Here is a 23,963-nt window from a genome sequence, read left to right on the forward strand (position 1 = left end):
CGGTGCCGGCGGGGGTGGGAGGGGTCCCGGGGTCGGGCCCGCTACTGTGTACCGCCGGCCTCAGGTAGCACTCCCCACAGCAGCGTCACCGGGTTGGCCGCGTCGAACCGCAGGGAACCGTTCGGCAGCGGGGACAGGCGGGACGCCTGGAGCTGGGTCCCCGACGTCTCGTAGCCGGTTTCCGTCAGCAGGTGGTACATCGTCCCCACCCGGTCGACGGAGGCCAGGGCCGCCACCACCCGGTGCGGCCGCCAGCGCCGCACGGTGGCCGCGGCGGCGGCGTCGTCACCGCCGCCGAGGAAGAGGGCGTCGGGTGGGGGGTGGCCGCGCTGCGCGTCGGCGGTCCCGGGAACCGCGCCCTCACGCACCGTCACGTACACGTCGAACGCCGCCGCGTTGCGGCGGATGCGCTCGCAGTCCTGCGGGTTCCTCTCGAAGGCCACGGCGTGCGCGCCGAACCGGGCGCACTCCACGGCGACCGACCCGCTTCCCGCTCCCACGTCCCAGACGGTGGTTCCGGGGCGCGGCGCGAGGTGGGCGAGGGCGCACGCGCGCACCTCGGGTTTGGTGATCATCGAGTCGCGGTGCTCGAACTCCGCGTCCTCCAGGGCCCACCCGTCGGGAGCCAGCCGGTGGCCGGGGGTCCAGGGCGGCGCGGAAGCCACGGCGTGCCGCGGGTCCACGGCCAGCACCACGTTGGGGTGGGGCCAGTCCCGTTCGGCGCTCTCCGGGGTGACGCGGGTCACCTCCTCGTCGGCGCTGCCGAGGCGCTGGGCCACATACACGTCGCGTCCGGCGTCCAGCAGGGCCGGGAGGAACTCGGCGGGTTCCGCCGTTCCGGGTGCGGTGAGGACGGCGGCCTTCGGGTGGGCGAGGGCCGCCGCCAGGGCGCGGCCGGCCGAACGGTCTCCCCCGCCGCGGCCGTGCGCGGAGGCGACCACGGCGTCGTCCCAGGCGAGCCCGATGCGCGCGAAGGCGGTGGCGACCGAGGACACCGCCGGGACGACGCGCGGTTGGTCCCCCTGTTCGCGCAGCGCACGCACGATCCCGAAGAACCCCGGGTCCCCGGACGCCAGGATGACGGCGGAGCCGACCGCGGCACGCGCCTCCTCCAGCGCGGGAACCAGCGAGGTGAGCGGGACCGGGCGCGCACGGTCCGGGACGGGTACCGCGTCGAGGTGGCGCCGCGCTCCCACGACGCACGACGCCTCCGCCAGTGCCGCGGCCGCCTCCTCCGGGAGCGGTCCGCCGTCGATTCCGATGACGGTGATCACGGGCCGCCCCCGTCCAGCGCCAGCGTGTAGCCGGTGTGTGAGGCCCCGAAGCCGAGCCGTTCGTAGAAACGGTGCGCGCGCTGGCGTGTGGCGCTGGAGGTGAGTTTCACCATCCGGCAGCCGTGCTGCCGCGCCCGGGCGACGGCCCACGACACGAGTCGGCCGCCCAGGCCGAGCCCGCGGGCGTGCGCGGCCACCCGGACGTTCTCCAGCTGCGCCCGGGTGCCGCCGCGGTGGGACAGGCCGGGGAGGAGGGTCAGCTGCAGCGTTCCCAGGATCTCGGCGCCGCGTTCGGCGACGGCGAGGAACTGTTTCGGGTCGGAGTCGACCTCGTGGAACGCCGCGAGGTAGGGCGCCAGCTCGTCGGGGGTCTCGCGCGCCGCTCCGAGGTCGTCGTCGGCCAAGAGCGCGACGATGGCGGGGACGTCGTCGCTGGTGGCCCGGCGGATCTCGATGTCGGTCATGGGCGGGTAACGCTCCAGGGGTGTCGTGGAGGCAACGCGCCGGAAGGGGGTGTCACGTGCTGCACTGGTCCCGCTCCTCCGTGGGGGAGGCCGGGGAGGAGTGCGAGGCCGCGACCACGTTCCTACCGGAGAAGTCCACCATGGCGACCTCGGCCGCCATGGCTCCCTCGGTGAAACGCGTCAGGGTGTCGGCCACGCGGCGGCACAGTTCGTTACCGGCCGGTTCCAGCAGTCCGGCGCCCTCCCACAGTTCGTAGGCGTGCCTGCCGGTGTTGGCGGCGTCGACCCGATCGGCGAGGTCGTCGCTTCCGCCCTGCTGGCGGGTGATCTCGCCGAGCAGGGAGGTGGAGACCTTGGAGCGGGTGTAGTGCGTCATCAGCACACCGGCGGCGAGTTTGGTGAGCTTGCCCGCCATGCCGACGAAGGCGACCCGGGTGAGGCCGTGGTCGAGCGCGCGCCGCAGTGCCGCGCCGGTGAAGTCGCCCACCTCGACGAAGCACGTTTCCGGGAGCTCGGGGTAGCGGTCCATCGCTCCCCGCTCGGTGCGGCCGCCGGTGCACAGGACCAGGGTGGTCTCCCCCTGCGCCGCCATCACCGACACGGCCTGTTCGACGCTGGCCCGCCAGGACGCCGTGGAGAAGGGGCGCACCACCCCGGTCGTGCCCAGGATGGAGATCCCGCCGAGGATGCCGAGCTTGCCGTTGGTGGTCTTGCGCGCCATCCGCTCCCCGTCGGGGACGCTGATGACCACGCGCAGTCCCTGCCTGTCGGTGTCGGTCACCTCCCGGACCGCCTGAGTGATCATCGCCCGGGGTACCTCGTTGATCGCCGGACCGCCGGGTTCCAGGCCCAGACCGGGTTTGGTCACCACACCGACGCCGATCCCGCCGTCGAGTTCCAGGCCGGGCGTGGGCACGCGGGTGACGGTGGCCGTGATGTGCGCGCCGTGCGTCACGTCCGGGTCGTCGCCACCGTCCTTGACCACGACCGCCTCCGCCCGGTCGGCTGACAGCACCTCGCAGCGCTCCGGTTCGAAGGCGACACGCTGCTCCGAGGGCAGCGCCACCTCCGCCGACGCGACCGGCTGTCCGGTGGCGAGGGCGGAGGCGGCCGCCTTCGCGGCGGCGGAGGCGCACGTTCCCGTGGTCCACCCGGTGCGCAGTGCCTTCTGCCGCACTTTCGCCGTGCGCGGCAGGTCGGGTTCGCGCAGTTCGGGTTCCGGGTCAGCGCTGTCGGTCATGAAGCGGTGTTCCCCTGTTTCGCGGCGCGTAGGGCCCGGCGCGCTTCCCGGTCGGCCCGGCGGTGACCGTGGAAGTGTCCCGGGTGGTACAGGTGCGAGCGGGTGCCGCCGGCAGCCAGGGCGGGGCCGACCAGCACGAGGGTGTGCTTCCAGAGCTTGTGCTCCTTGAGGGTGGCCTCCAGTTCTCCCAGGGAGCAGTGCAGCACCAGCTCCTCGGGCCACGTGGCCTGGTAGGCCACCACGCACGGGGTATCGGGAGTGTATCCCCCGTCCAGCAGCTCCTGCTGCAGCTGGCCGGACCGCGCCGCGGACAGGAAGAGCGCCATGGTGGTGCCGTGCCGGGCGAACTCCTGGACCTCCTCCCCCTCGGGCATCGGCGTCTTGCCGCCGCCGAGGCGGGTCTGGATCACCGACTGGGCCACCTCGGGGATGGTGAGTTCCCGCTGGACGATGGCCGACACCGCCGCGGCGCTGGAGACCCCGGGGATCACCTCGACCTCCAGACCGAGGCCGGTGCACTGGTCCAGCTGCTCCTGCATGGCTCCCCACAGTGCCGGGTCGCCGGAGTGGATGCGCGCCACGTGGATACCCTCCCGGGCGGCGCGCTCGTAGTAGGGCAGCACTCCCTCCATCGGGAGCTGGGCCGAGTCGACGACCTCGGTGTTCGCGCCGGCGTGCTCCAACACGTCGGCGTGTACCAGGCTCGCCGCCCAGATGACCACGTCCGCGGACTCGATGGCGCGCGCCGCGCGGATCGTCAACAGGTCGGCCGCTCCCGGGCCGGCTCCGACGAAGGTGACCTTCCCGGCCGAGCTGGGTTGTTCGCTCACAGTTTCCCTCCCCGTTCACTCCGGTGCGCCGGAGCGATCAGTGTCGACAAGTACGGGAGCGCGTCGCCGTCCAACGTGCTGACCGGGGCGAACTCCTCGTCGCCCAGCCCCAGGCGGGAGCCGTACACGGCGTTGTCCAGCCGGCCCGAGTCACGCAGCGCCGCCACGACCTGGGGGGTGAACCTACCGAACTTGTAGGCGACCACCGTGGCGTCGGTGTCGAGCGCCGTGCGCAGCCGGTCCATGCCGTTGGTGGCCGGCAGCAGGGTCAGCGGCTCGGACCCTTCCACGAGCACACTGCCCGAGCGGGAGGCGAGGTCCTGCATGGCGGTGATGCCGGCGATCGTCTCGACCTCCGTCCCGGGCGCCGATTCCTGGACCGTCTGGGCAAGGTAGCTGAAGGTGGAGTACACGTTCGGGTCGCCGATGGTCGCGAACGCCACGGTCCGCGCTCCCTGTTCGAAGTGGCGCACGACCGCCCGGGCGGCCTCGTCCCAGGCGCGGACGCGCCGCTCGCTGCGGCCCTCGCGGTCGTTCAGCGCGAACACGACCCGTTCGATCGTGTGCTCCTCGACGTGCTCCCGCACGGTGGCTTCCGCGCGGCCGGGCTCGTCGAGGGCCATCACCGGGACCAGCACCACGTCAGCGGCGCGCATCCGGCGCACCGCCTTCACCGTGACCAGTTCCGGATCGCCCGGTCCGACTCCGACTCCGAGGAGCCGCCTGCTCGCGTCCATGCCACCGCTTTCCGTCGTCGCGCTTCGCTGCCGAGGGCAGATACCGCGGATCAGCGTATCGGTACCCGATCCGCGCGCACGGCACCGGGCCGCCTACTGTGGACCGAAGCGCGCCGTGCCACGGTGAGTGGGGGCACCGGGGCCCCGTCGTTCGCGGACCTGCCGCCGTGGCGCTCCGGGGGGACGCGTTTCGGCCCGGGCCGGGACCCACCGGCCGTTTCTCCGCCGGCGTGGCGGGACAGCCCGCCGCGCACCGGGACTGGGCATCCCCGCAACCGCTCGGGGCACGGCGGTGATTTTCGCGATGGTGAGGTGTGGGCGGTTCCGCCCGACGATGTGGTGAGGAGAACAGCGGTGTCCCACGTTCCACGAGTGGTGGTCGCGGCCCCGGCCTCCGGCAGCGGGAAGACGACCGTGGCCACCGGCCTGATGGCGGCGTTCGCGTCCCGCGGTACCCGTGTCTCCGGTCACAAGGTCGGCCCGGACTACATCGACCCCGGGTACCACGCGCTGGCCACCACACGGCCGCCCCGCAACCTGGACCCGGCCCTGTGCGGTGAGGAACGGGTCGCGCCGCTGTTCCGGAACGGCGCGGCCGGTGCGGACCTCGCCGTGATCGAGGGGGTCATGGGGACGTTCGACGGCGCGGCCGAACCACGGCAGTTCCACGGTCCCGGCGACTTCGCCTCGACCGCCCACGTCGCCGCGCTGCTGTCCGCCCCCCTGATCCTGGTGGTGGACGCCGCCAGCACCAGCAGGTCCGTCGCCGCCCTGGTGCACGGTTTCGCGTCCTACGACCCGCGGGTACGGGTGAGCGGAGTCATCCTCAACCGGGTGGGCAGCGACCGGCACGAGGCGCTGCTGCGCGAGGCCCTGCAGGACACCGGCGTCGAGGTCGTGGGGGTGATCCGGCGCGACTCCGCCGTGGAGACACCGTCCCGCCACCTGGGGCTGATCCCCGCCGCCGAACGCGCCTCGGACGCCCGGGACGCGGTCGCGGAGCTCGGCGCGCTGGTACGCGACTCCTGCGACCTGGACGCGATAGCCGCCCTGGCCTCGGACGCACCGCCGATGGCGGAGCGACCGTGGGACCCCGCCGAGGCGCTCGCCGCCTCGGACGCCGGTCCGGACACCGGCGGCCCGGCCGGGAGGGTCGCCGTCGCCGGCGGGGCGGCGTTCACCTTCGGCTACACCGAGAACACCGAACTGCTGCGGGCGGGCGGCGCCGAAGTGGTGACCGTGGACCCGCTGCGTGACGAGGAGCTTCCCGAGGGGACCGCAGGACTCGTCGTCGGCGGCGGTTTCCCCGAGGTGCACGCGCGCGAGCTGTCCGACAACGTGCCGCTGCGCCGCGCCGTCGCCGGCCTGGCCGAACGCGGCGCACCGGTCGCCGCCGAGTGCGCGGGACTGCTGTACCTCGCACGCAGCCTCGACGGGGCACCCATGTGCGGTGTCCTCCCCGCCGACGCACACATGACGGGGCGGCTCACGCTGGGGTACCGCTCGGCGGTGGCGGTGCGGGACTCCGTACTGGCCCCGCGCGGCGCCCGGGTCCGGGGCCACGAGTTCCACCGCACCGCGCTCTCCCCCGCCCACGGGGCCGACCCCGCCTGGCAGTGGAAAACGGATAGCCCGGAGGGGTTCTCCGGTGCGACACTGCACGCCTCCTACCTGCACGTGCACTGGGCGGGGGAGCCGCTGCTGGCGGCGCGTCTCCTCGCCGCGGTGCGGAACTTCACGAGGACGTAGGCGGCAGTCCGACATGAACACCCCCACGGAAACCATGCCCAATGTCGTACTGGAAACCCGGCGTCTGGTACTGCGCGCGTTCACCAGCGCCGACGCCGACGATGTCCACCGGGCCGCGTCCGACCCCGTGGTCCAGCGCTGGCTCCCCCTCCCGGCCCCGGGAGAGCCCTACACCCGCGCCGAGGCTCAGCGGTGGTGCACGGAGGGGGCGGCCCACGCGCGGGCGTCCGGCGACGGCCAGGTGTGGGCGGCCGTGCGGCGCGACAGCGGACGGTTCGTCGGGTCGTTCGCGTTGACCCGCACCATGTGGCGGGCGCGCACCACCGAGCTCGGCTACTGGGTCGCGCCGTGGGCCCAGGGTGACGGTCTGGCCTCCGAGAGCACCGTGGCCGTCTCCCGGTGGGCGCTGGACCAGGGGTTCCAGCGGGTGGAGCTGAAGGCCGCCACCGGCAACACGGCCTCGCGCCGCGTCGCCGAGAAGGCGGGCTTCACCCACGAGGGCACGGAACGCAACGCGATGCCGCTGCACCAGGGACGCACCGACCTCGCGGTCTACGGGCTCATCCCCGCCGACCTGGAGTGACAACCGCCCGTGGCCCGCGGCCCGGGGCCGCGGGCCACGGCAGTCACCACTCGATACCGCGCTGACCCTTCTGGCCGGCGTCCATGGGATGTTTCTCCTTGCCCATCTCGGTGACCAGGTCGGCGGCCTCACGCAGCCGCTCGTCGGCGTCCCGGCCGGTGATGACGACGTGCTGCGTCCCGGGGCGCTCCCGCAGAGTGCGCACCACGTCGTCCACGTCCACCCACCCCCACTTCATGGGGTAGGTGAACTCGTCCAGGACGTACAGCCGGTAGGTCTCCGCCGCAAGGTCGCGTTTGATCTGCGCCCACCCCTCGGCGGCGTCGGCGGCGTGGTCCTGCTCGGTACCGGAACGCTGGATCCAGGACCAGCCCTCGCCCATCTTGTTCCAGCTCACCGTTCCGCCCTCGTCGGACTCCCCCAGGGTCCGCAGGGCTTTCTCCTCGCCGATGCGCCACTTGGCGGACTTCACGAACTGGAACACCCCGATGTCCCAGCCCTGCGACCACCCGCGTGTGGCCAGGCCGAACGCCGCGGTGGACTTCCCCTTGCCCGGCCCGGTGTGCACCATCACCAACGGCCGGTGGCGGCGTTGGCGGGTCGTCAGACCGTCCTCGGGAACGTGCTCGGGTTGCCCTTTCGGCATGGTGGTTCGGTTCTCCTTACTGTGCGGTGCGGGATGTGGTGTTGTCCGCGGGCCTCAGGCCGCCTGGCGGGTGTGCTGCACCAGGCCGCTGAGCGCTTCCGCTCCGAGTTCCTCCAGTCGCACGGCGGTCCCGCCCATCTCGGACGCCAGCCGCTGTGCGAGTCCCAGCCGGACCGCGCCCGACTCGCAGTCCACGACCACGCTCTGCGCCCCCTGGGTGCCGATCCACGCTCCGGCGCGCAGCGCGTCGTCGAGACTGCCGTGGGTGGCGCGGCCGTCGGTGACCGTGATCAGCAGCGGGCGTCGGCGCGGGTCGCGTAGCTGTTCCACCCGCAGCACGTCGCTCGCCCGCAGCAGTCCGGCCGCCAGTGGCGTGCGCCCGCCGGTGCGCAGTTCGCGCAGCCGACGCGCGCCGGCCTCCACCGACGAGGTGGGGGGAAGCGCGACCTCGGCCTCCCGCCCCCGGAACGTGACCAGCCCCACTTTGTCCCGCCGCTGGTAGGCGTCGAGCAGCAGGCTGAGCACCGCCCCCTTGACCGCGCGCATACGCTGCCGCGCCCCCATGGAGCCGCTCGCGTCCACACAGAACAGCACGAGGTTTCCCTCGCGCCCCTCGCGGACGGACTCGCGGAGGTCGCGGCGCCGCAGCAGCAGTCCGTTGCCGCTGCGGCCGCGCGTGTGCTGGTGCGGCGCGGCGGCCCGCAGGGTCGCCGTCAGGTGCAGGGAACCCACCCTGCGCGAGGGGGCGCGCGATCCGGAGGTGCGGCCGTAGGGCGTTTCGGCGCGGGAGCGACGGCCGGGGGTTCCGGACCCCACCCCGGAGACGCTGAACAGGCGCGGCCGGTAGGTCTCCCCCGCCTCCGAGGAGGCGTCCGTGGGGGCGTTTCCCTGGCCCTGCTCCGGGTTGTCGTCCGACTGTCCCGCCTCGTTCTCCTGCTGCTGGGCGCCGCCGCTTCCGGCCTGCGGGCCGGAGGGCGGCTGTGTGTCGTCCTGACCGCCGGAACCGTCGGCGGCGGGCTCGGACGGCCCGGAACCGCCGTCGGGTTCGGGTTCGGCGTCCTGCGGTTGCGCCTCACCGGAACCGGTGCTCTGTGACTCCTCGTCGGTGGGACCCCCCGAGTCGCCCGGGGTGTCCTCACTGCCTTTTGGGTCCGCATCACCCGCCTGGTCGAGCGCCTCCTGCAGCCGGTCCTCGTCGAGGTCGGGAGCGTCGAACGGGTCCCGTCTGCGCCGGTGCGGCAGCGCCAACCGGGCCGCGTCGCGCACGTCGTCCGAGGTGACCTCGGCGTGGTCCCGCCAGGCCGCCAGTGCCATGGCGGCACGGGAGGTGACGATGTCCGCGCGCAGCCCGTCCACCTCGAAGGCCGCGCACACCGCGGTCACCTGGCGCAGGGCGGAGTCGGTGAACACCACGTCCGGCAGCCGCTTGCGCGCCGCCGTGATGCGCTGGGCCAGCTCCGCCTCCTGGGCGGCGTAACCGGCGGCGAACCCCTCGGGGTCGGCCTCGAACGCGAGCCGGCGGCGCACCACCTCGGCCCGCTGTTCCGGTTCGTGGGTGGCCGCCGCCTCGACCGTCAGCCCGAAGCGGTCGAGGAGCTGGGGGCGGAGTTCCCCCTCCTCCGGGTTCATGGTGCCCACCAGCAGGAACCGGGCGGCGTGCCGAACGGAGACGCCCTCCCGCTCCACGTGCGAGGTTCCCATGGCGGCGGCGTCCAGCAGCAGGTCGACGAGGTGGTCGTGCAGCAGGTTGACCTCGTCCACGTACAGCAGACCGCGGTGGGCGGCGGCCAGCAGGCCGGGTTCGAACGCCGTGACGCCCTCGGTGAGGGCCCGTTCGATGTCCAACGACCCGACGAGGCGGTCCTCACTGGCGCCGACGGGCAGTTCCACGAGCTCGGCGGCGCGTTCCTCCGGGACAGCGTCCGCACCGTGCGGACCGTCGGGGCACTCGGGGTCGGGTTCGGTCGGGTCACAGCTGAAACGGCATCCGGAGACGACGTTCAGGTCGGGCAGCAGCGCCGCGAGGGCGCGCACCACGGTCGACTTCGCGGTTCCCTTCTCCCCGCGTACGAGGACCCCGCCGACCGACGGGGACACGGCGTTGATCAGCAGCGCCAGTTTCATGTCGTCCATACCGACGACCGCGCTGAACGGGTATCGGGCTTTCGCAGGCACGCGGGCCTTCCTTCCTCGGGAGTCCTCGCCCCATAGAGGGATCGGTCACGGTGCCGCGCAGTGTCCTGGCTGCCAGATCCGCGCTCCCCCGCCGCCTTCCCACCGAGTGCTCCCGGCAGTGGCGCCCGTAGCGGGACAGCTCCCTGGTCACAGTGGCGGGACCGCCCCGGACTCGCACCGGGTTCCTGCGCGCGGCGGCGCGTCCGAGGGACCCACCACCGACATCGGCACCGCACACCAGAGTCTCACACCGGCACCCGACCGCCGCGCGAGGCCTTCATCACTCTGCCGTGGCGGGGCCGTCACCCGTCGGTCCCTGGTAGGAGCGCAGTACCGCCGCGGGTTCGAACCCGAGCCGGTGGTAGAGGTGTTTGGGCTCGTCGTCCGCGGCCGCGCGGATCAGGACGGGGAAGGGGCCCTCCGGGGGCGTTCCGGCGCGGTTCCGGGCGTCAGCCACGGCGTGGCCCAGCATCCGGGTCGCGATCCCCCGCCTGCGGTGGTCGGGGTGGACGAAGAGATCCTCCACCATGCCCATGTCGCCGTGCCCCGGCCAGGAGGCCACGAAACCGCACGGGGTCCCGGCGCTGCGGGCGATCCAGTACCGAGCCGCGGGTGCCTTCGCCCGGAGGGACGCCAGTTTCTGGCGCGTGTGGGCGGGCGGGACCGGCACGCGTCCCTCCGTCGCGGCCTCCTCCTCGTGGTCCATGCGCAACAGCCGTCCCAGCTGCTCCCAGTCGTCGCGCGTGGCAGCGGCGGTGAGCGTCACCGAAGCGGGCGGCAGTGGGGGTGCGGGGCCGGTGAGCACCAGTGCCAGCTCGGTGCTGCGGTACCGCCATCCCGCCAGCAGCAGTGCCGGTTCCGCCGCCGCGCTCGCCGGTCCCACCTGGATGCGGGAGTCGCGGTCTCCGAGCCATGTTCCCGCCTCGGCGAGCTCGCGCGCGAGGCCGGCGGGCGTCGTCTCCGTGATGTGGGTGACCAGGTTGCACTCTCCCGCGGACGGGGCGTGGCTGTTGCGCAGGCAGCGGCTCGCGGGAAGGCGCCGGGTGCGGGCGCCGAGCGCCTGGAACCCGACCACTGTCTCCTCCACCGCTGCCGGTGACGGCCATCGAGCCATAGCGGCACTCTAGACCCGCCGCACCCGCCGCGGCCACGGGTTTTCCCTACCCGCCGCCCAGGCCGAACTCGCCGGCGAGCAGTTCCAGGCTGTGCCGCCGTGCGGCGCTGTCGGGCATGGGGGTGGCGATGACCACCTCGTCGGCGTGGGCCTGGGTCGCCACGGCACGGATGCCTCCGGCGACCTCACCCGGTTCGCCCACGAACATCCGGTCGGCCATGGCCCGCCGGATCGCCCGGTAGCGGGAGGTGGTCCGGAACTCCCGCGCCTCCGCCAACGGGGTCGGGGTGGTCTCCCCGGAACGCAGTTTCGTCATGGTCAGCGACCAGAACGCGGCGAAGTCCTCGGCGAGGTCCGCGTCCTCGCTCGCGAAGGCGATCACGGAGAAGCTGCTGTAGGGGGTGCTCAGCCGGGTGGAGGGCTGGAACGAGTCCCGGTAGCGCCGCAGCAGCGGCACGGCGTAGTCCGGGTTGATCTGCTGCGCGAAGGAGAACGGCAGCCCGTGCTCCGCGGCGTAGCCCGCCCCGTTGTCGCTGGAGCCCAGCATCCACACCCGGGGTGGTTGGGGCACCTCGGGTGTGGCGGCCACCCGGGCGAAGCGGTGGTCCGCGGGAAGGTCACCGTCCAGGAACCCGAACAGGTCCGCCGCCAGGGCGGCGAAGTCCACGTTGGCCACCGCCTCCCGGGACCCCCGCAACGCCATGGCGGTGACGCCGTCCGTTCCCGGGGCCCGCCCGAGTCCCAGGTCGATGCGGCCGGGGAACATCGCCTCCAGGGTGTTGAACAGTTCGGCCACCCGCAGCGGGGCGTGGTTGGGCAGCATGATCCCGCCCGCGCCGACCCTGATCCGGGACGTGGCCGCGGCGACCCGGCCGATGATCAGCTCCGGGGCGGTGCAGGCCATCCCTGCCGCGTTGTGGTGCTCGGAGAACCACACCCGGCCGTAGCCCAGCCGCTCGGCGAGCTGGGCGGACTCCACCACCTCGGTCAGCGCCTGGTGGGCGCTGGTCCCGGGAGGGTTGAGGACGTAGTCGAGGATCGAGACGTTGAGCATGGCAACTCCGCGAGTGTGGGAGGCGGTCTCCTGCTGTCTACCAAAACACGGTTTCCCGGGCGGCACGGGCCCGCGTTCAGGGGCCCGTGCTCCGTTCCCCCGGGAACGGGCAGCGTCAGCACCGAACCCGTGCCACGTGCCACTGGCCGCTCGGCTTCTCGTGCCTCAGTTCGTAGATCCCCCGCGAGGTGTCCGAGCCCGCCTCCACACGCCAGTGCACCCGCCCCGGAGGCTGCTCGTGTGTCGCCGGGTCCCAGTCGGAACGCAGCGTCACCCAGTAGTCGACGACCCGACGGACCGTGTACATCCGCCCTCGCCAGGTAAAACGCACCGGACGCCCCTCCTGCTCACTCACGCTGATCGGCACGTCGCAGAACTCTCCCACCTGCCGGACCCCTCCCCGGAGGCTTCCACCGTGCTGCCACGACGAACCCTCCGAACTCGAACGCGTATTCGAATTATAGTCGAACCTATGTACGAGACCAACCGGCACCGTCGTGTCCCCAGGAACAGCGCGCCGCGGCGCGCCCTGCCCGCGAACCGATAGCCTCCCCTGGTGACGGCCGCCACAGCGGCCACCAACCGGCCCAGCTAAGGAGTTCGCGCATGCGCGCCATCCGCATCGAGGAACAGGGCGGACCCGAGGTGTTGCGCCTCGCCGACGTAGCCGACCCGCAGCCCGGCCCCGGCGACGTGGTCGTCGACGTCGAGGCCCGCGGCGTCAACTTCATCGACATCTACCAGCGCAGCGGCGCCTACAGCATGCCCCTGCCGTTCACTCCCGGTGTGGAGGGGGCGGGAACGGTGTCCGAGGTCGGTTCGGAGGTGACCGGAATATCGGTCGGCCAGCGCGTCGCCTGGGCGATGCTCCCCGGCGCCGACGCGGAGCGCGCCGTCGTTCCCGCCGACCGGACCGTGCCGGTACCCGACGGTGTCAGCACGGAGCAGGCCGCCGCCGTCCTGCTGCAGGGGCTCACCGCCCACTACCTGACCCACTCCACCCACCCGGTCCAGCCCGGCGACACGGTCCTGGTGCACGCGGCCGCCGGTGGGACGGGGCTGCTGATCACCCAGCTCGCCAAACTGCGCGGCGCACGCGTCCTGGGGACGGTGTCCACCGAGGCCAAGGCGGAGCTCGCCCGCAGCGCGGGGGCCGACGACATCATCCGCTACACCCGCGACGACGTCACCGAGTCCGTGCGCAGGCTGACCGACGGTGCCGGAGTGGCCGCCGTGTACGACGGTGTGGGGGCGGACACGTTCGACGCGAGCCTGGCGAGTCTGCGCCCGCGCGGCACGCTCGCGCTGTTCGGCCAGTCCAGCGGCCCGGTCCCCCCGGTCGACCCGCAGCGCCTCAACAGCGCCGGTTCGGTCTTCCTCACCCGGCCGAGCCTGGGCCACTACGTCGCCGGCCGCGACGAGCTGCTGGAGCGCGCGGGTGACGTGTTGGGGCGGGTCGCCGCGGGGCAGCTGGACGTCCGTGTGGGCGAACGCTACCCGTGGACCGAGGTGGCCCGGGCCCACGAGGCACTCGCCGGACGCGGGACGGCCGGCAAGCTGCTACTCGTCTGATGCGGGCGTCACTCCTCGTCGCTGCGCTGGCTCGGCGGTTTCGAGGAGCTGGGGCGAGCGGCGGAGGCCTCCTCCGCGTCCCTGCGCGCGTCGGCCACCGCCTGGGCCGCCATCCTGGCGGCCTCCTCCGCATCGGCCGAGGAGGCCATGGCCCCCTCCGAACCGCTGGTGAGCTGGGGAACCCGTTCCTCCTCCCGGGTGGAGGCCGCCGAGTCGGCAGGCTCCGCCCCGGTTTCCGGTTCGGGCTCCCCCGCCGGCTGGGCGGCGCCCGTCTGGTCCGCGAACGCCCGGGTGACGTTCTGTACCGCCTGAGTGAGCTCGCCGGGGATCACCCAGAAGGTGTTGCCTTCCCCGTTGGCCAGGTGCGGCAGCGTCTCCAGGTACTTGTAGGCCAGCAGCTTGGGGTCGGCGTTGTTGCGGTGCACGGCCTGGAACACCCGCTCGACCGCCTTGGCCTCACCGTCGGCCTTCAGGATGGCGGACTGCTGCTCCCCCTGTGCCTCCAGGATCGCCTGCTGCCGCGCGCCCTCGGCGGTGAGGATCTTGGACTGCCGTTCCCCCTCGGCGTGCAGGATCACCGCGCGCTTGTCCCGCTCGGCCCGCATCTGTTTCTCCATCGCCTCCTTGATGGAGGGCGGTGGGTCGATGGCTTTCAGCTCGACCCGGTTGACCCGGATGCCCCACTTTCCGGTCGCGTCGTCCAGCACTCCGCGCAACGTGTCGTTGATCTGTTCGCGTGAGGTCAGGGTGCGTTCCAGGTCCATGCCACCGATGACGTTGCGCAGCGTGGTGACGGTGAGCTGGTCGATGGCGGACAGGTAGTCCGCCACCTCGTAGGCGGCCGCACGGGGCTCGGTGATCTGGTAGTACAGCACGGTGTCGATGTTGACGACCAGGTTGTCCTCGGTGATCACCGGCTGCGGCCGCGAGGAGAACACCTGTTCCCGCAGGTCGTACTTGGTGCGCACCCGGTCCACACCCGGGATGATGAAGTTCAGTCCCGGCTGGAGGGTGCGCAGGTAGCGGCCGAACCGTTCGACGTTGTAGGCGTGCGCCTGGGGAACGAGCCGCACCGTCGCGACGGTGACCAGGACGACGAGGGCAGCGAGTGCGACGAATAGGATTTCCAAGCCTGTCATGGTGGTGCCTGCCTTGTTCTTCGCGCGTCGGACCAGGCGACATGCTCAGGGAAGCGCCTCCCGCGGGTAGACGAGCGCCGTCGCCCCCTCGATCTCCACCACGTCGACCCGGGTTCCGGCCGGAATGACGTGGTCCTCGTCGAGGGCACGGGCGGACCACTCCTCTCCGGAGAGTTTGATTCGCCCGTCCTCGCCGGTGACCTCGGTTACCACCACCGCGGACTTCCCGACGAGAGCTGCCGCTCCGGAACGCAGCGGGGGAGGCTGGTACAGGTGGCGCCGCGCTATCGGCCGTACCACCACAAGGCCGGCGACGGCCGTGACCGCGAACACCGGAATCTGCACGATGACGCCCATGCCCAGCGCGCCGGCGACCCCGGCGACCAGGGCGGCGACGGCCAGCAGCCCCAGGGACAGGGTCAGCGTGAACACCTCGGCGGTGCCGAGCGCGACGGCCGCTATCATCCAGAGGACCCACATCGGCATCGGAACCGGCCTCCCGTTCGGAGTGGCGGGTACCACAGAATCTACCCGGATCAGCGGGATCAAGCACTCCCCGGAGCCACAGAACACTCTCCGTGGCGGCACGTGACAGTCCTGCCGGGCCGGAAACCGCAGGGGGCGGCCGCACCCCGCCGGGCCTCCCCGCCCGGCGGCAGCGCACGAGGCGGCTGCCACCGGGCGGGACTCGCGCACTGTCACGCTCCGGAATTCACGCTGGGTAGCCGGCCGCGCAGGGAACAGCGGGGGCGCCGACCGCACGGACCCGGCCGCGGCCCGCGGCGTCACTCGCCCTCTTCCAGCTCTCCTTCCAGACGCAGGTAGGTCTCGCGGAGGCGCTCCAGGGTCTGCTGGTCGGGCTGTTCCCACAGCTGGCGGTCGGCGGCCTCCAGGAGGCGCTCGGTCATGCCGCGCAGCGCCCACGGGTTGGACTGCTCCAGGAACTCCCGGTTCTGCTCGTCGAAGACGTAGGTCTCGGCGAGCTTCGTGTACATCCAGTCGTCCACCACGCCGGCCGTGGCGTCGTAGCCGAACAGGTAGTCCACGGTCGCCGCCAGCTCGAACGCGCCCTTGTAACCGTGGCCGCGCATGGCGGCGATCCAGCGCGGGTTCACCACGCGGGCGCGGAACACCCGGCGCGTCTCCTCACCCAGGGTCCGGGTGGTCACCTGGTCGGGTTTGGCCGAGTCGCCGACGTAGGCGGAGGGGTTCGCTCCCGTGAGCCGCCGGACCATGGCGACCATACCGCCGTGGTACTGGAAGTAGTCGTCGGAGTCGACGATGTCGTGCTCACGTGTGTCCTGGTTCTTCGCCGCCACGGAGATCCGTTTGAACGACGACTCCATGTCGGCGCGCGCCTCCTGGCCGTCGAGCCCGCGCCCGTAGGCGTAGCCGCCCCACACCGCGTACACCTCGGCGAGGTCGGCGTCGTCGCGCCAGTTGCGGGCGTCGATCAACGGCAGCAGCCCCGCCCCGTAGGCGCCCGGTTTCGACCCGAAGATCCGGCTCGTGGCGCGGCGCCAGTCACCGTGCTCCGTGTGGTCGGCCATGGCGTGGGCACGCGGGTAGTTGCTCTCCAACGGCTCGTCCAGCTCGGCCACGGCCGTGATCGCGTCGTCCACCAGACCGATGACGTGCGGGAAGGCGTCCCGGAAGAAACCGGAGATGCGCAGGGTCACGTCGATGCGCGGACGGCCGAGCTCCTCCAGGTCGATGACGTCGAAACCGGTCACCCGCCGCGAGGCGTCGTCCCACCGCGGGCGCACACCCAGCAGCGCGAACGCTTCGGCGATGTCGTCGCCCTGGGTGCGCATCGCCGCGGTACCCCACACGGTCAGCCCCACCGACGCCGGGTACTCGCCGTTGTCCTCGAGGTGGCGCCGCAGCAGCGAGTCCGCCAGCGCCTGGCCCACCTCGAACGAGTTGCGGGACGGTACGGCCTTGGGGTCCACCGAGTAGAAGTTGCGGCCGGTGGGCAGCACGTTCACCAGACCGCGGGTGGGAGAGCCGGACGGTCCCGCCGGAACGTGGCCGCCGTCCAAGGCGTGCAGCACCGCGTCGATCTCGTCGGTGGTGGCCGCCAGCCGCGGCACCACCTCCTCGGCGGCGAAGGCCAGTACCCGCCGCGCGTCCTCGACCGGGAACCCGATCTCGTTGCGCACCACGGTCTCCGCCTGCTCCGGCGGCCAGCCGGCGGAGTCCATGCTCTCGACCATCCGGCGCGCCAGCGTGTCGATCAGGTCGATGGCGTCCGACGCCGTGGCGGCGGGGCCGTCGACGATCCCGGTCAGGCTCCCCGGGACGTCGACGCGGGCACCGGGTTCGGCCAGGAGGCCCTTCTCGTCCAGACCGAACGCCTCGGCGATGGCCGCCCGCATCCCGGGGAGGGCACCCGCCTGTCCCGCCCACACCTGCGAGGCGCGCACCACCGCCATCACGAGGTTGACCCGGTCCTCCCCCTGGGGGGCGCCGCCGAGGATGTGCAGACCGTCCCGGATCTGCACGTCCTTGATCTCGCACAGGTACCCGTCCACGTGCATGACGAAGTCGTCGAACTCGTCCTCACCCGGCATCTCGTCCCGGTTCAGGTCGTGGTGGAGTTCGGCGGAGGTGATCAGCTCCCAGATCTGGCTGCGCAGGGTCGGCGCCTTGTCCGGGTCGAGTTCGGTCACCTGGGCGTACTCGTCCAGGAGCTGTTCCAGTTTGGCGATGTCGCCGTAGGTGTCGGCGCGGGCCATCGGCGGCACCAGATGGTCCACGAGGGTGGCGTGCGTACGGCGCTTGGCCTGGGTCCCCTCCCCGGGGTCGTTGACGATGAACGGGTAGACGAACGGCAGGTCCCCCAGTACGCCGTCCGGGGCGTCCTCGGCGGCGAGCCCCAGCCCCTTGCCGGGCAGCCATTCCAGCGTCCCGTGCTTGCCGAGGTGGACAACGGCGTCCGCGCCGAAGCCTCCGTCGTCGCTGCCGGCTTCCAACCACCGGTAGGCTGCGAGGTAGTGGTGGGAGGGCGGCAGGTCGGGATCGTGGTAGATCGCGATCGGGTTCTCCCCGAAGCCGCGCGGCGGCTGGATCATCAGCACCACGTTGCCGAACCGCAACGAGGCCAGCACGATCTCGGGCCGCCCCCGGGAGTCGTCCACGTAGAGCTCGCCCGGCGGGTCGCCCCACTGCCGGACGATGCTGTCCCGCAGCTCCGCCGGCAGTTTCTCGAACCAGCGCAGGTAGTCGTCCAGTGGGACGCGGGCGCTGGCAGCGGCGAGCTGGTCCTCGCTCAGCCACTCCACGTCGTGGCCGCCCGCCGCGATGAGGGCGTGGATCAGCGGGTCGCCGTCGTCCTCGCGGCGGTCCTCGTCCGGCCCGGGGCGGCGGAAGAGCGTGTCGTCCTCTCCCAGGTCGTAACCGCGCGCGGCGAGTTCCCGCAGCAGCCGCACCGCCGAGGCGGGGGTGTCCAGGCCGACGGCGTTGCCGACCCGGGAGTGTTTCGTGGGGTAGGACGACAGCACGAGGGCCAGGCGGCGTTCCGGGGTCGGTACCGCGTGCAGCCGGGCGTGCCGCACAGCGGTCCCGGCGATCCGCGCGGCGCGCTCCGGGTCGGCGGCGTAGGTGGGGATGCCCGTGTCCTCGTCGACCTGTTTGAACGAGAACGGGACGGTGATCAGGCGGCCGTCGAACTCGGGGATGGCGACCTGCATGCCCGCGTCCATCGGGGTGAGGGCAGCGTCCGAGGCCTGCCACTGTTCGCGGGTGGAGGTCAGGACCATGCCCTGCAGGATCGGGACGTCCAGTTCGGCGAGCGCCCCGGCGTCCCAGGCGTCCTCGTCCCCGCCGCCGCTGGCGTCGGCCGCCACCGCGCCGCCGGCCGCGAGAACGGTGGTGATGACGGTGTCGGCGCGGTCCAGCAGTTCGAACAGGCCGGGCTTGTTCTCCCGCGACACCCCGCGCAGCGAGCCGGAGAACACGGGGAGGGCGTTACCGCCGGCCCGTTCGATCTCCGTGCACAGGGTGGTGATGAACGCGGTGTTCCCGGAGAGCTCGTGGGCGCGGTAGAAGATCACCGCCACGGTCGGCCGGTCCGGACGCTGCTCGTAGGAACCGTGCTCGCCGTACTCGGGCATGGGTTGGGGAGGGTCGAACCCCTCACCGGTCAGCAGCAGCGTGTCGGAGAGGAACCGGGCGAGCTGGCGGAGGTTCGTGGTGCCGCCCTCGTGCAGGTAGGCGTGCGCCTCGGTGGCCGTGCCGGAGGGAACGGTGGACAGGGCCATCATCTCGGCGTCCGGTGCGGACTCCCCGCCCAGGGCGACGAACGGTACCCCACTGGACCGCAACGCCTCCAACCCGTCCGGCCACGCCTCGCGCCCGCCCAGCAACCGGACGACGGCGATGTCCACCCCGTCCAGGAGGTCGGTGAGATCCGCGGCGGAGGTACGGGACGGGTTGGCGGTGCGGTATCCCGCATCGGCGGATCTGGCGGCGAGCAGCTCGGTGTCGGCTGTGGACAACAGCAGGATGGTAGCCACGACGGGGTCCTCTATCTCGACAACCGGGGTCCTCGCCCCGGCACGGAACAGGTACACGGCGCCGCGGAGTTCCTGGCTCGGGCCACGGCCACACGCCCCGGGCCGGGCCCCTGACAGTTGCGGGACAGCCACGGACTCGCACCGTGTTCCTCCGCGCCGCCGGGGACCATCCTCGCAGAGGACGGCCTGGTTACCGTGTTCGGCCCTGCCCGAGGCACTGTGTGGTTTTGGGGCGACCCCCCGTTTGGCAGAATCCCCTTATGAGTCACTACCCCGACCCCCACCAGGGTTCCGCGAACCCGTATCCGCAACCCTCGTCCGGCGACTCGTTTCCGGAGGAGAACCCGTCCTCCGGCGGGTTCTCCTCCGGTGAGATGGTGCCGCACGGCCAGAATCCGCAGACGGGCGGCTGGCAGGCGCCTCCCGAGCACTACCAGGCGGCCGCGCCCCAGCAGCAGGCGCTCACCGTGATCGGGGACATCACCATCACCCAGCACGAGGTGATCACCCCCGCCGGACGGTTCCCCATCGCGGGAACGACCTGGACGGTGACGGACATGAGCCAGTACAACGAGAACATCTCCACCGCCGGGATCGTGCTCGCCATCGTCTTCATCTGGTTCTGCCTGCTCGGTCTCCTGTTCCTCCTCATGAAGGAGCAGAAGTGGGGCGGGAACATCCAGGTGACCGTTCAGGGCCACGGCATGTTCCATTCCACGATGGTGGGCGTCCACGGGCCGAACACCGTCGCATACGTGATGCAGCAGGTGAACTACGCCCGCCAGCTCGCCGCCGCGGCGGCGTAACCGGACGGGTCCAGAACGCGCGGCGGGTTCCCCGCTGCCCGCTGCGGACTGACGCGAACGGCGGGCGCACGACCGCGTTCCCGCAGGCGGAAGCACCGAACGCCCAGCAACGCCGTCGGGAGTGCTGCCGGGTGTTCCCCGCTCCCCCGCCGCCGCCCGAAGCCGCCCCTCACGGTTGGTGCGGGCCGGGCCCCGTGGGTACCCGGTTCCGGTTCGCTCTGGCCCGCTTGCGTTTCCCGCGCAGCCGCAGCAGCCACCACACGAGGAACACGAACACCGGGACGAACAGCAGGATCGCGATCGGGACGAGGATCGCGAGCACGGCGAGGCTCAGGCTCGAGGCGTCCTCGACGAGACTCGCCACCGCACCGCCGGACCCGAGGGTGGCCGTGTTGATGAGTGGCCGCGCGAGGGACTTGACCGCGTGCAGCGCGAGCGCGATCACCACCCCGGCCGCGACGGACCCGAAGGAGCCGTCTCCGCTCACCGCGTCCCCGGCGGTGGCCATGTCCTCCAGGGCGACCGACGACGCCCCCGCCCCGAAGGTGACCCCTCCCGACGTGGGACGGACGAACGTCTGCACCGCGTCGTTGACGCTGTCCGCGACGGGGACCTTGTCCGCCGCGAACTCGACCGTCAGCAGCGCCCCTACCGTCCCGAGCGCGGCGGGGTGCTCCAACCACTGCCACCCTGATCCCAGCTGCACCAGGTCGGTGAACCGCGCGAGCGCACCGAGCAGCAGCAGTGGGATGTAGGCGTTGATCCCGGCCGCGGCCGAGAGTCCCGTGCCGGTCAGGGCGGCGAGCATGCTTCTCCTCGGGGTAGGGGGTGGTGTCCCTGCCGCAGCCAGCGGGGGTCGGGGTTCGGGAGGCACCGACAGTATGGCGCGTGCGGATACGGGGCGCCAGAACGGGAGAGCACTCGGCCCGGGGCGTTCCCGCGCTCCGGCACCGGCGGCGGCCGGGCGCTTCCCACCCCACCGGTCGGGACCGTGGGGTGGGAACCCCGGCGGGAGGACCCTAGGAGGCACCACCGGGTGGGACCACGGGCAGGCCGGTGGGCGGGCCGGATTCGAGCAGGCGCCAGAGCGCGTCCGTGTCGAGGTTGTGCTGCACCAGGTCACCCAGCGCGTCCAGGCGGGCCTCGCGTTCGGCGGCGAAGTCGGTGTCCGCGGCCGGGGTGAAGCTCCGGCCGGCCTGCCGGGCGATGTCGGAGAGGAACGCCCGGCGGAACGCGTCGTTCTCCAACGCGCCGTGCCAGGTGGTGCCGTACACCGAACCGTCCCGGTAACCGTCCAGGAACGGTTCGGCGCTGCTGGCCCCCGGTTCCGGGTCGAACTGGCCGTGGTGGATCTCGTAGGCGCTCACCGGATGGCCGTAGGCCGTCCCCCGCGAGCGGCCCAGGGTCTTCTCCGCCGCGAACCGTACGGTGGCGGGCAGCAGTCCCAGCCCGGGGACCCGGCCCTGGCCGGACTCGACGTCGTCGTGGATCTCCCGGGCGAGCATCTGGTACCCGCCGCAGATCCCCAGGACGGGCAGGCCGGCGGCCGCCCGGCGTGCGATCTCCTCCGTCAGCCCCTGGCGGCGCAGCCAGGCCAGATCGGCGACGGTGGCCCGGCTGCCCGGCAGCACGACCAGGTCGGCGTCGCCCAGCTCCTGCGGCTGTGTCACGAACCGCACGTCAACGCCGGGTTCCACCGTGAGCGCGTCGATGTCGGTGAAGTTGCTGATCCGGGGGAACCGCACCACGGCCACCCGCAGTGTCTGCTCACCCACGGGAGGGCGCGCCTCTCCCCGGTCGGCGCTGAGCGCCAGGGAGTCCTCGGTGTCCAGCCACAGCCCGTCGAGCCACGGCAGGACACCGTGCACCGGCCGGCCGGTGAGGTCGCGCAGCATCCGCAGACCGGGGTCGAGCAGCTCGGGCGCGCCCCGGAACTTGTTGATCACGAACCCGGAGATCAGCGCCTGGTCGGCGGGTTCCAGGAGCGCCACCGTGCCGTGCAGCGCGGCGAACACGCCTCCCCGGTCGATGTCTCCGGCGAGCAGCACCGGAAGGCGGGCCGCGCGCGCCAGCCCCATGTTGGCGATGTCCGTGGGGCGCAGGTTGATCTCCGCGGGGCTTCCCGCCCCCTCGCAGATCACCGCGTCGTAGTCCTTCCGCAGCTGGGTGAGGCCCTCCAACGCGGCTTCCCGCAGCTGGCCGGTGTAGTCCCGGTAGCTCACCGCGTCGGCCTCACCGAGCGCGCGCCCGTGCACGATGACCTGGCTGGTGCGCTCCCCTCCCGGTTTGAGGAGCACCGGGTTCATCTCGGCCGCGGGCTCGATCCCGCACGCCGCCGCCTGCATGGCCTGGGCCCGGCCGAGCTCCGCCCCGTCCAGGGAGACCACGGAGTTCAGTGACATGTTCTGCGCTTTGAACGGGGCCACCTTGACCCCCTGGCGGGCGAGCCACCGGCAGATGCCCGCGGTGATCACGCTCTTGCCGGCGTCGGACGTCGTGCCGGTCACCAGCAGGCCGGCCCCGTGACCGTCTCCCTGCCGCATCAGACCGCCCCCGCTTCCGCGCTGCCCGACCGCTGTCCGGGAGAAAGCCGCACGGCGGCCGCGGCCGCGAGCACGGCGGCCGCGGTGTTCACCGTGCGGGCGAGGCGCACGGCGCGGCGGATGTCACCGGCGTCCGGCGGCCCGCCCTCGCCCAGTTCGGGCCGCTCGTCCACACGCGATCCGTACATGTTGCGTCCCCCCAGTCGTTTGTCGAGCGCGCCGGCGAAGGCCGCCTCGCACCATCCCGCGTTGGGACTGGGATGGTGCCGGCCGTCCCGCAGGAAGCTCCGCCACGCGCGCAGCGGACTCCCGGACACGACCGGTGCGGACAGAGCCGCGAGTACCGCCGTTGCCCGTGCCGGCAGCCAGTTCGCCACGTCGTCCAGTCGGGCACAGGCCCAGCCGAAGCGCTCGTAGCGCGGCGAGCGGTGGCCGACCATGGCGTCCAGGGTGTTCACCGCCCGGTAGCCGGCCAGGCCGGGGATACCGAGGAGGGCACCCCACACCAGGGGGGCCACCACCGCGTCCGAGGTGTTCTCCGCCACGGACTCGACGACGGCGCGGGCGATCCCCTTCTCGTCGAGGCTCTCCGGGTCCCGGCCGCAGAGATGGGGCAGGCGCTGTCGAGCCGACGCGAGGTCGCCCGCTTCCAGATCCGCGGCGATGAGTTCCGCCTCCCGTTCCAGGGCGGCCCCGCCGACGACGCTCCAGGTGACCGCGCCGGTCAACGCGGCCTGGGCACGCGCGGGAGCCGCCCGCTGCGCCGCGGCGCCCGCAGCGGCGACCGGCGCTGCGGCGAGCGCGGCGAAGGCGGCTCCCCGGCGGCGGGAGTCCCGGTACATGCGGCGTTCCAACGCTGCGGCGACGGTGCCGTACAGCGCTACGGGGTGGCCGCGGCGCGGCTCAGGGACGAACCGGTCGAGCACGGTCCCGATGAGCAGCCCGCGGGCGATCCCTCGAACACGTTGGCGACGGTGCGGCGTAATCACGAGGTCAACCGTACTTCCCCGGCACACGTTCCCTCACGGTTCCCCCAAGACTCGGCAAAACGATAAACACATACTGTTACTAACAATTACTTAGAGTAACACTCGTTTCTCCAGTCCTGTATCCACCCGGGAACACCCCAGAGGAAGGAGGACCGAAGTGCCGGTCGCGGTTCTCACAGCGGTACTGATCTGTGTCAGCGCTTGGTGGGTCTTCTGAACGCCCGCACACGCCGCGCGTCGTCACGCTCCTACGGATCCATGAGTGACAGTGTCGGATTCACAGCCCCCCTTCTGGGGAGACAATCCCGCACTGTCCAACCGCTGTGACACGGCGGTATACTCGGTCGCGGTAACGGAACCCCTGGTATACGGGGGTTTTCGGGCACCTGTAGCTCAGGGGATAGAGCATCGGACTTCTAATCCGACGGTCGCAGGTTCGAATCCTGCCAGGTGCACCTCTCCTGAGCATAAAAAAGCGCCGCTGACCTGGAAAAACCAAGCCAGCGGCGCCTAGGTACCCGTACGGCTGGT

The 23,963-nt window shown here is 72.3% G+C and carries 20 protein-coding genes, 1 tRNA gene and 2 riboswitches; of the genes, 5 read left to right on the top strand and 16 right to left on the bottom strand.

What is annotated here, in order from left to right; all coding sequences use genetic code 11:
• Positions 1-41 precede the first annotated feature (41 nt).
• The 5 genes from cbiE to cobI are packed head-to-tail and all read right to left on the bottom strand — an operon-like array spanning position 42 to position 4,545.
• Entirely contained in the window at positions 42-1,274 is a 1,233-nt protein-coding gene (gene cbiE / locus FHX37_RS11590) for a precorrin-6y C5,15-methyltransferase (decarboxylating) subunit CbiE (protein ID WP_141923908.1), read from the bottom strand.
• Entirely contained in the window at positions 1,271-1,738 is a 468-nt protein-coding gene (locus FHX37_RS11595; protein WP_141923909.1) for a GNAT family N-acetyltransferase, read from the bottom strand. Before FHX37_RS11595 ends, cbiE begins: the two co-directional genes overlap by 4 nt.
• Before the next feature lie 52 nt (positions 1,739-1,790).
• Positions 1,791-2,978: a cobalt-precorrin-5B (C(1))-methyltransferase gene (locus FHX37_RS11600; RefSeq protein ID WP_141923910.1), complete on the bottom strand. Its 1,188-nt coding sequence runs from the start codon at positions 2,976-2,978 to the stop codon at positions 1,791-1,793.
• Positions 2,975-3,808 (bottom strand): precorrin-4 C(11)-methyltransferase, encoded by an 834-nt coding sequence (gene cobM, locus FHX37_RS11605; RefSeq protein WP_141923911.1) that lies wholly within the window; start codon positions 3,806-3,808, stop codon positions 2,975-2,977. Before cobM ends, FHX37_RS11600 begins: the two co-directional genes overlap by 4 nt.
• The gene (cobI, locus tag FHX37_RS11610; RefSeq protein WP_141923912.1) at positions 3,805-4,545 is read right to left on the bottom strand and encodes a precorrin-2 C(20)-methyltransferase; all 741 of its coding nucleotides are present in this window, start codon (positions 4,543-4,545) and stop codon (positions 3,805-3,807) included. The genes cobM and cobI overlap by 4 nt, the downstream gene beginning before the upstream one ends.
• 372 nt (positions 4,546-4,917) lie before the next feature.
• Between cobI and FHX37_RS11615 the strand changes: the two genes are divergently transcribed.
• Positions 4,918-6,294: a cobyrinate a,c-diamide synthase gene (locus FHX37_RS11615; protein WP_141925209.1), complete on the top strand. Its 1,377-nt coding sequence runs from the start codon at positions 4,918-4,920 to the stop codon at positions 6,292-6,294.
• Positions 6,295-6,307: 13 nt separating this feature from the next.
• Entirely contained in the window at positions 6,308-6,877 is a 570-nt protein-coding gene (locus tag FHX37_RS11620) for a GNAT family N-acetyltransferase (RefSeq protein ID WP_141923913.1), read from the top strand.
• Between the two features lie 43 nt (positions 6,878-6,920).
• Here the strand turns inward: FHX37_RS11620 and cobO are convergent, their stop codons facing one another.
• The 5 genes from cobO to FHX37_RS11645 all read right to left on the bottom strand — a co-directional run bounded on the left by cobO (position 6,921) and on the right by FHX37_RS11645 (position 12,233).
• Complete coding sequence (cobO, locus tag FHX37_RS11625; RefSeq protein WP_141923914.1) at positions 6,921-7,523, bottom strand: cob(I)yrinic acid a,c-diamide adenosyltransferase; 603 nt, start codon at positions 7,521-7,523, stop codon at positions 6,921-6,923.
• A 54-nt stretch (positions 7,524-7,577) separates the two neighbouring features.
• Positions 7,578-9,698, bottom strand: a complete 2,121-nt coding sequence (locus tag FHX37_RS11630) for a putative cobaltochelatase (protein WP_141923915.1) — start codon at positions 9,696-9,698, stop codon at positions 7,578-7,580.
• Between the two features lie 58 nt (positions 9,699-9,756).
• Positions 9,757-9,886: riboswitch (cobalamin riboswitch) on the bottom strand.
• Positions 9,887-9,978: 92 nt separating this feature from the next.
• Entirely contained in the window at positions 9,979-10,812 is an 834-nt protein-coding gene (locus FHX37_RS11635; RefSeq protein WP_141923916.1) for a GNAT family N-acetyltransferase, read from the bottom strand.
• 46 nt (positions 10,813-10,858) lie between these two features.
• Positions 10,859-11,866: an LLM class flavin-dependent oxidoreductase gene (locus tag FHX37_RS11640; protein WP_141923917.1), complete on the bottom strand. Its 1,008-nt coding sequence runs from the start codon at positions 11,864-11,866 to the stop codon at positions 10,859-10,861.
• Positions 11,867-11,981: 115 nt separating this feature from the next.
• Positions 11,982-12,233 (bottom strand): DUF6504 family protein, encoded by a 252-nt coding sequence (locus tag FHX37_RS11645; RefSeq protein ID WP_281288294.1) that lies wholly within the window; start codon positions 12,231-12,233, stop codon positions 11,982-11,984.
• 239 nt (positions 12,234-12,472) lie between these two features.
• On the opposite strand from FHX37_RS11645, the gene FHX37_RS11650 reads away from it, so the two are divergent.
• Positions 12,473-13,438: a quinone oxidoreductase family protein gene (locus FHX37_RS11650; protein WP_141923919.1), complete on the top strand. Its 966-nt coding sequence runs from the start codon at positions 12,473-12,475 to the stop codon at positions 13,436-13,438.
• Positions 13,439-13,446: 8 nt separating this feature from the next.
• On the opposite strand, the gene FHX37_RS11655 is transcribed toward FHX37_RS11650, so the two are convergent.
• From FHX37_RS11655 to cobN, 3 genes are all read right to left on the bottom strand, one after another.
• Positions 13,447-14,577, bottom strand: a complete 1,131-nt coding sequence (locus FHX37_RS11655) for an SPFH domain-containing protein (protein WP_141923920.1) — start codon at positions 14,575-14,577, stop codon at positions 13,447-13,449.
• Positions 14,578-14,622: 45 nt separating this feature from the next.
• Complete coding sequence (locus tag FHX37_RS11660; protein WP_141923921.1) at positions 14,623-15,063, bottom strand: NfeD family protein; 441 nt, start codon at positions 15,061-15,063, stop codon at positions 14,623-14,625.
• A 299-nt stretch (positions 15,064-15,362) separates the two neighbouring features.
• A complete protein-coding gene (gene cobN / locus FHX37_RS11665) occupies positions 15,363-19,094 on the bottom strand; it encodes a cobaltochelatase subunit CobN (RefSeq protein WP_141923922.1) in 3,732 nt (1,243 codons plus the stop codon).
• A gap of 66 nt (positions 19,095-19,160) precedes the next feature.
• A riboswitch (cobalamin riboswitch) is annotated at positions 19,161-19,246 on the bottom strand.
• A 108-nt stretch (positions 19,247-19,354) separates the two neighbouring features.
• Between cobN and FHX37_RS11670 the strand changes: the two genes are divergently transcribed.
• Entirely contained in the window at positions 19,355-19,900 is a 546-nt protein-coding gene (locus FHX37_RS11670) for a hypothetical protein (protein ID WP_141923923.1), read from the top strand.
• A 169-nt stretch (positions 19,901-20,069) separates the two neighbouring features.
• Here the strand turns inward: FHX37_RS11670 and FHX37_RS11675 are convergent, their stop codons facing one another.
• The 3 genes from FHX37_RS11675 to FHX37_RS11685 all read right to left on the bottom strand — a co-directional run bounded on the left by FHX37_RS11675 (position 20,070) and on the right by FHX37_RS11685 (position 23,432).
• A complete protein-coding gene (locus tag FHX37_RS11675; RefSeq protein ID WP_141923924.1) occupies positions 20,070-20,708 on the bottom strand; it encodes a DUF4126 domain-containing protein in 639 nt (212 codons plus the stop codon).
• 211 nt (positions 20,709-20,919) lie between these two features.
• Positions 20,920-22,443 carry a cobyric acid synthase gene (locus FHX37_RS11680; protein WP_141923925.1) on the bottom strand — a complete coding sequence of 508 codons (1,524 nt, stop codon included), beginning with the start codon at positions 22,441-22,443 and terminating at the stop codon, positions 20,920-20,922.
• Complete coding sequence (locus FHX37_RS11685; protein WP_141923926.1) at positions 22,443-23,432, bottom strand: cobalamin biosynthesis protein; 990 nt, start codon at positions 23,430-23,432, stop codon at positions 22,443-22,445. Before FHX37_RS11685 ends, FHX37_RS11680 begins: the two co-directional genes overlap by 1 nt.
• Positions 23,433-23,814: 382 nt before the next feature.
• Here FHX37_RS11685 and FHX37_RS11690 point away from each other — a divergent pair.
• A tRNA-Arg gene (locus FHX37_RS11690) sits at positions 23,815-23,887 on the top strand.
• Positions 23,888-23,963: the final 76 nt, after the last annotated feature.

This window comes from Haloactinospora alba (assembly GCF_006717075.1).
GTDB classification, from domain to species: domain Bacteria; phylum Actinomycetota; class Actinomycetes; order Streptosporangiales; family Streptosporangiaceae; genus Haloactinospora; species Haloactinospora alba.

Bases quoted from the DNA above. Each gene is read 5' to 3' on its own strand.
- FHX37_RS11600 (WP_141923910.1), bottom strand. From the start codon at position 2,978: ATGACCGACAGCGCTGACCCGGAACCCGAACTGCGCGAACCCGACCTG.
- FHX37_RS11595 (WP_141923909.1), bottom strand. From the start codon at position 1,738: ATGACCGACATCGAGATCCGCCGGGCCACCAGCGACGACGTCCCCGCC.
- FHX37_RS11650 (WP_141923919.1), top strand. From the start codon at position 12,473: ATGCGCGCCATCCGCATCGAGGAACAGGGCGGACCCGAGGTGTTGCGC.
- FHX37_RS11670 (WP_141923923.1), top strand. From the start codon at position 19,355: ATGAGTCACTACCCCGACCCCCACCAGGGTTCCGCGAACCCGTATCCG.
- FHX37_RS11635 (WP_141923916.1), bottom strand. From the start codon at position 10,812: ATGGCTCGATGGCCGTCACCGGCAGCGGTGGAGGAGACAGTGGTCGGG.
- FHX37_RS11655 (WP_141923920.1), bottom strand. From the start codon at position 14,577: ATGACAGGCTTGGAAATCCTATTCGTCGCACTCGCTGCCCTCGTCGTC.
- FHX37_RS11620 (WP_141923913.1), top strand. From the start codon at position 6,308: ATGAACACCCCCACGGAAACCATGCCCAATGTCGTACTGGAAACCCGG.
- FHX37_RS11675 (WP_141923924.1), bottom strand. From the start codon at position 20,708: ATGCTCGCCGCCCTGACCGGCACGGGACTCTCGGCCGCGGCCGGGATC.
- FHX37_RS11680 (WP_141923925.1), bottom strand. From the start codon at position 22,443: ATGCGGCAGGGAGACGGTCACGGGGCCGGCCTGCTGGTGACCGGCACG.
- FHX37_RS11640 (WP_141923917.1), bottom strand. From the start codon at position 11,866: ATGCTCAACGTCTCGATCCTCGACTACGTCCTCAACCCTCCCGGGACC.
- cobI (WP_141923912.1), bottom strand. From the start codon at position 4,545: ATGGACGCGAGCAGGCGGCTCCTCGGAGTCGGAGTCGGACCGGGCGAT.
- FHX37_RS11660 (WP_141923921.1), bottom strand. From the start codon at position 15,063: ATGCCGATGTGGGTCCTCTGGATGATAGCGGCCGTCGCGCTCGGCACC.
- cobO (WP_141923914.1), bottom strand. From the start codon at position 7,523: ATGCCGAAAGGGCAACCCGAGCACGTTCCCGAGGACGGTCTGACGACC.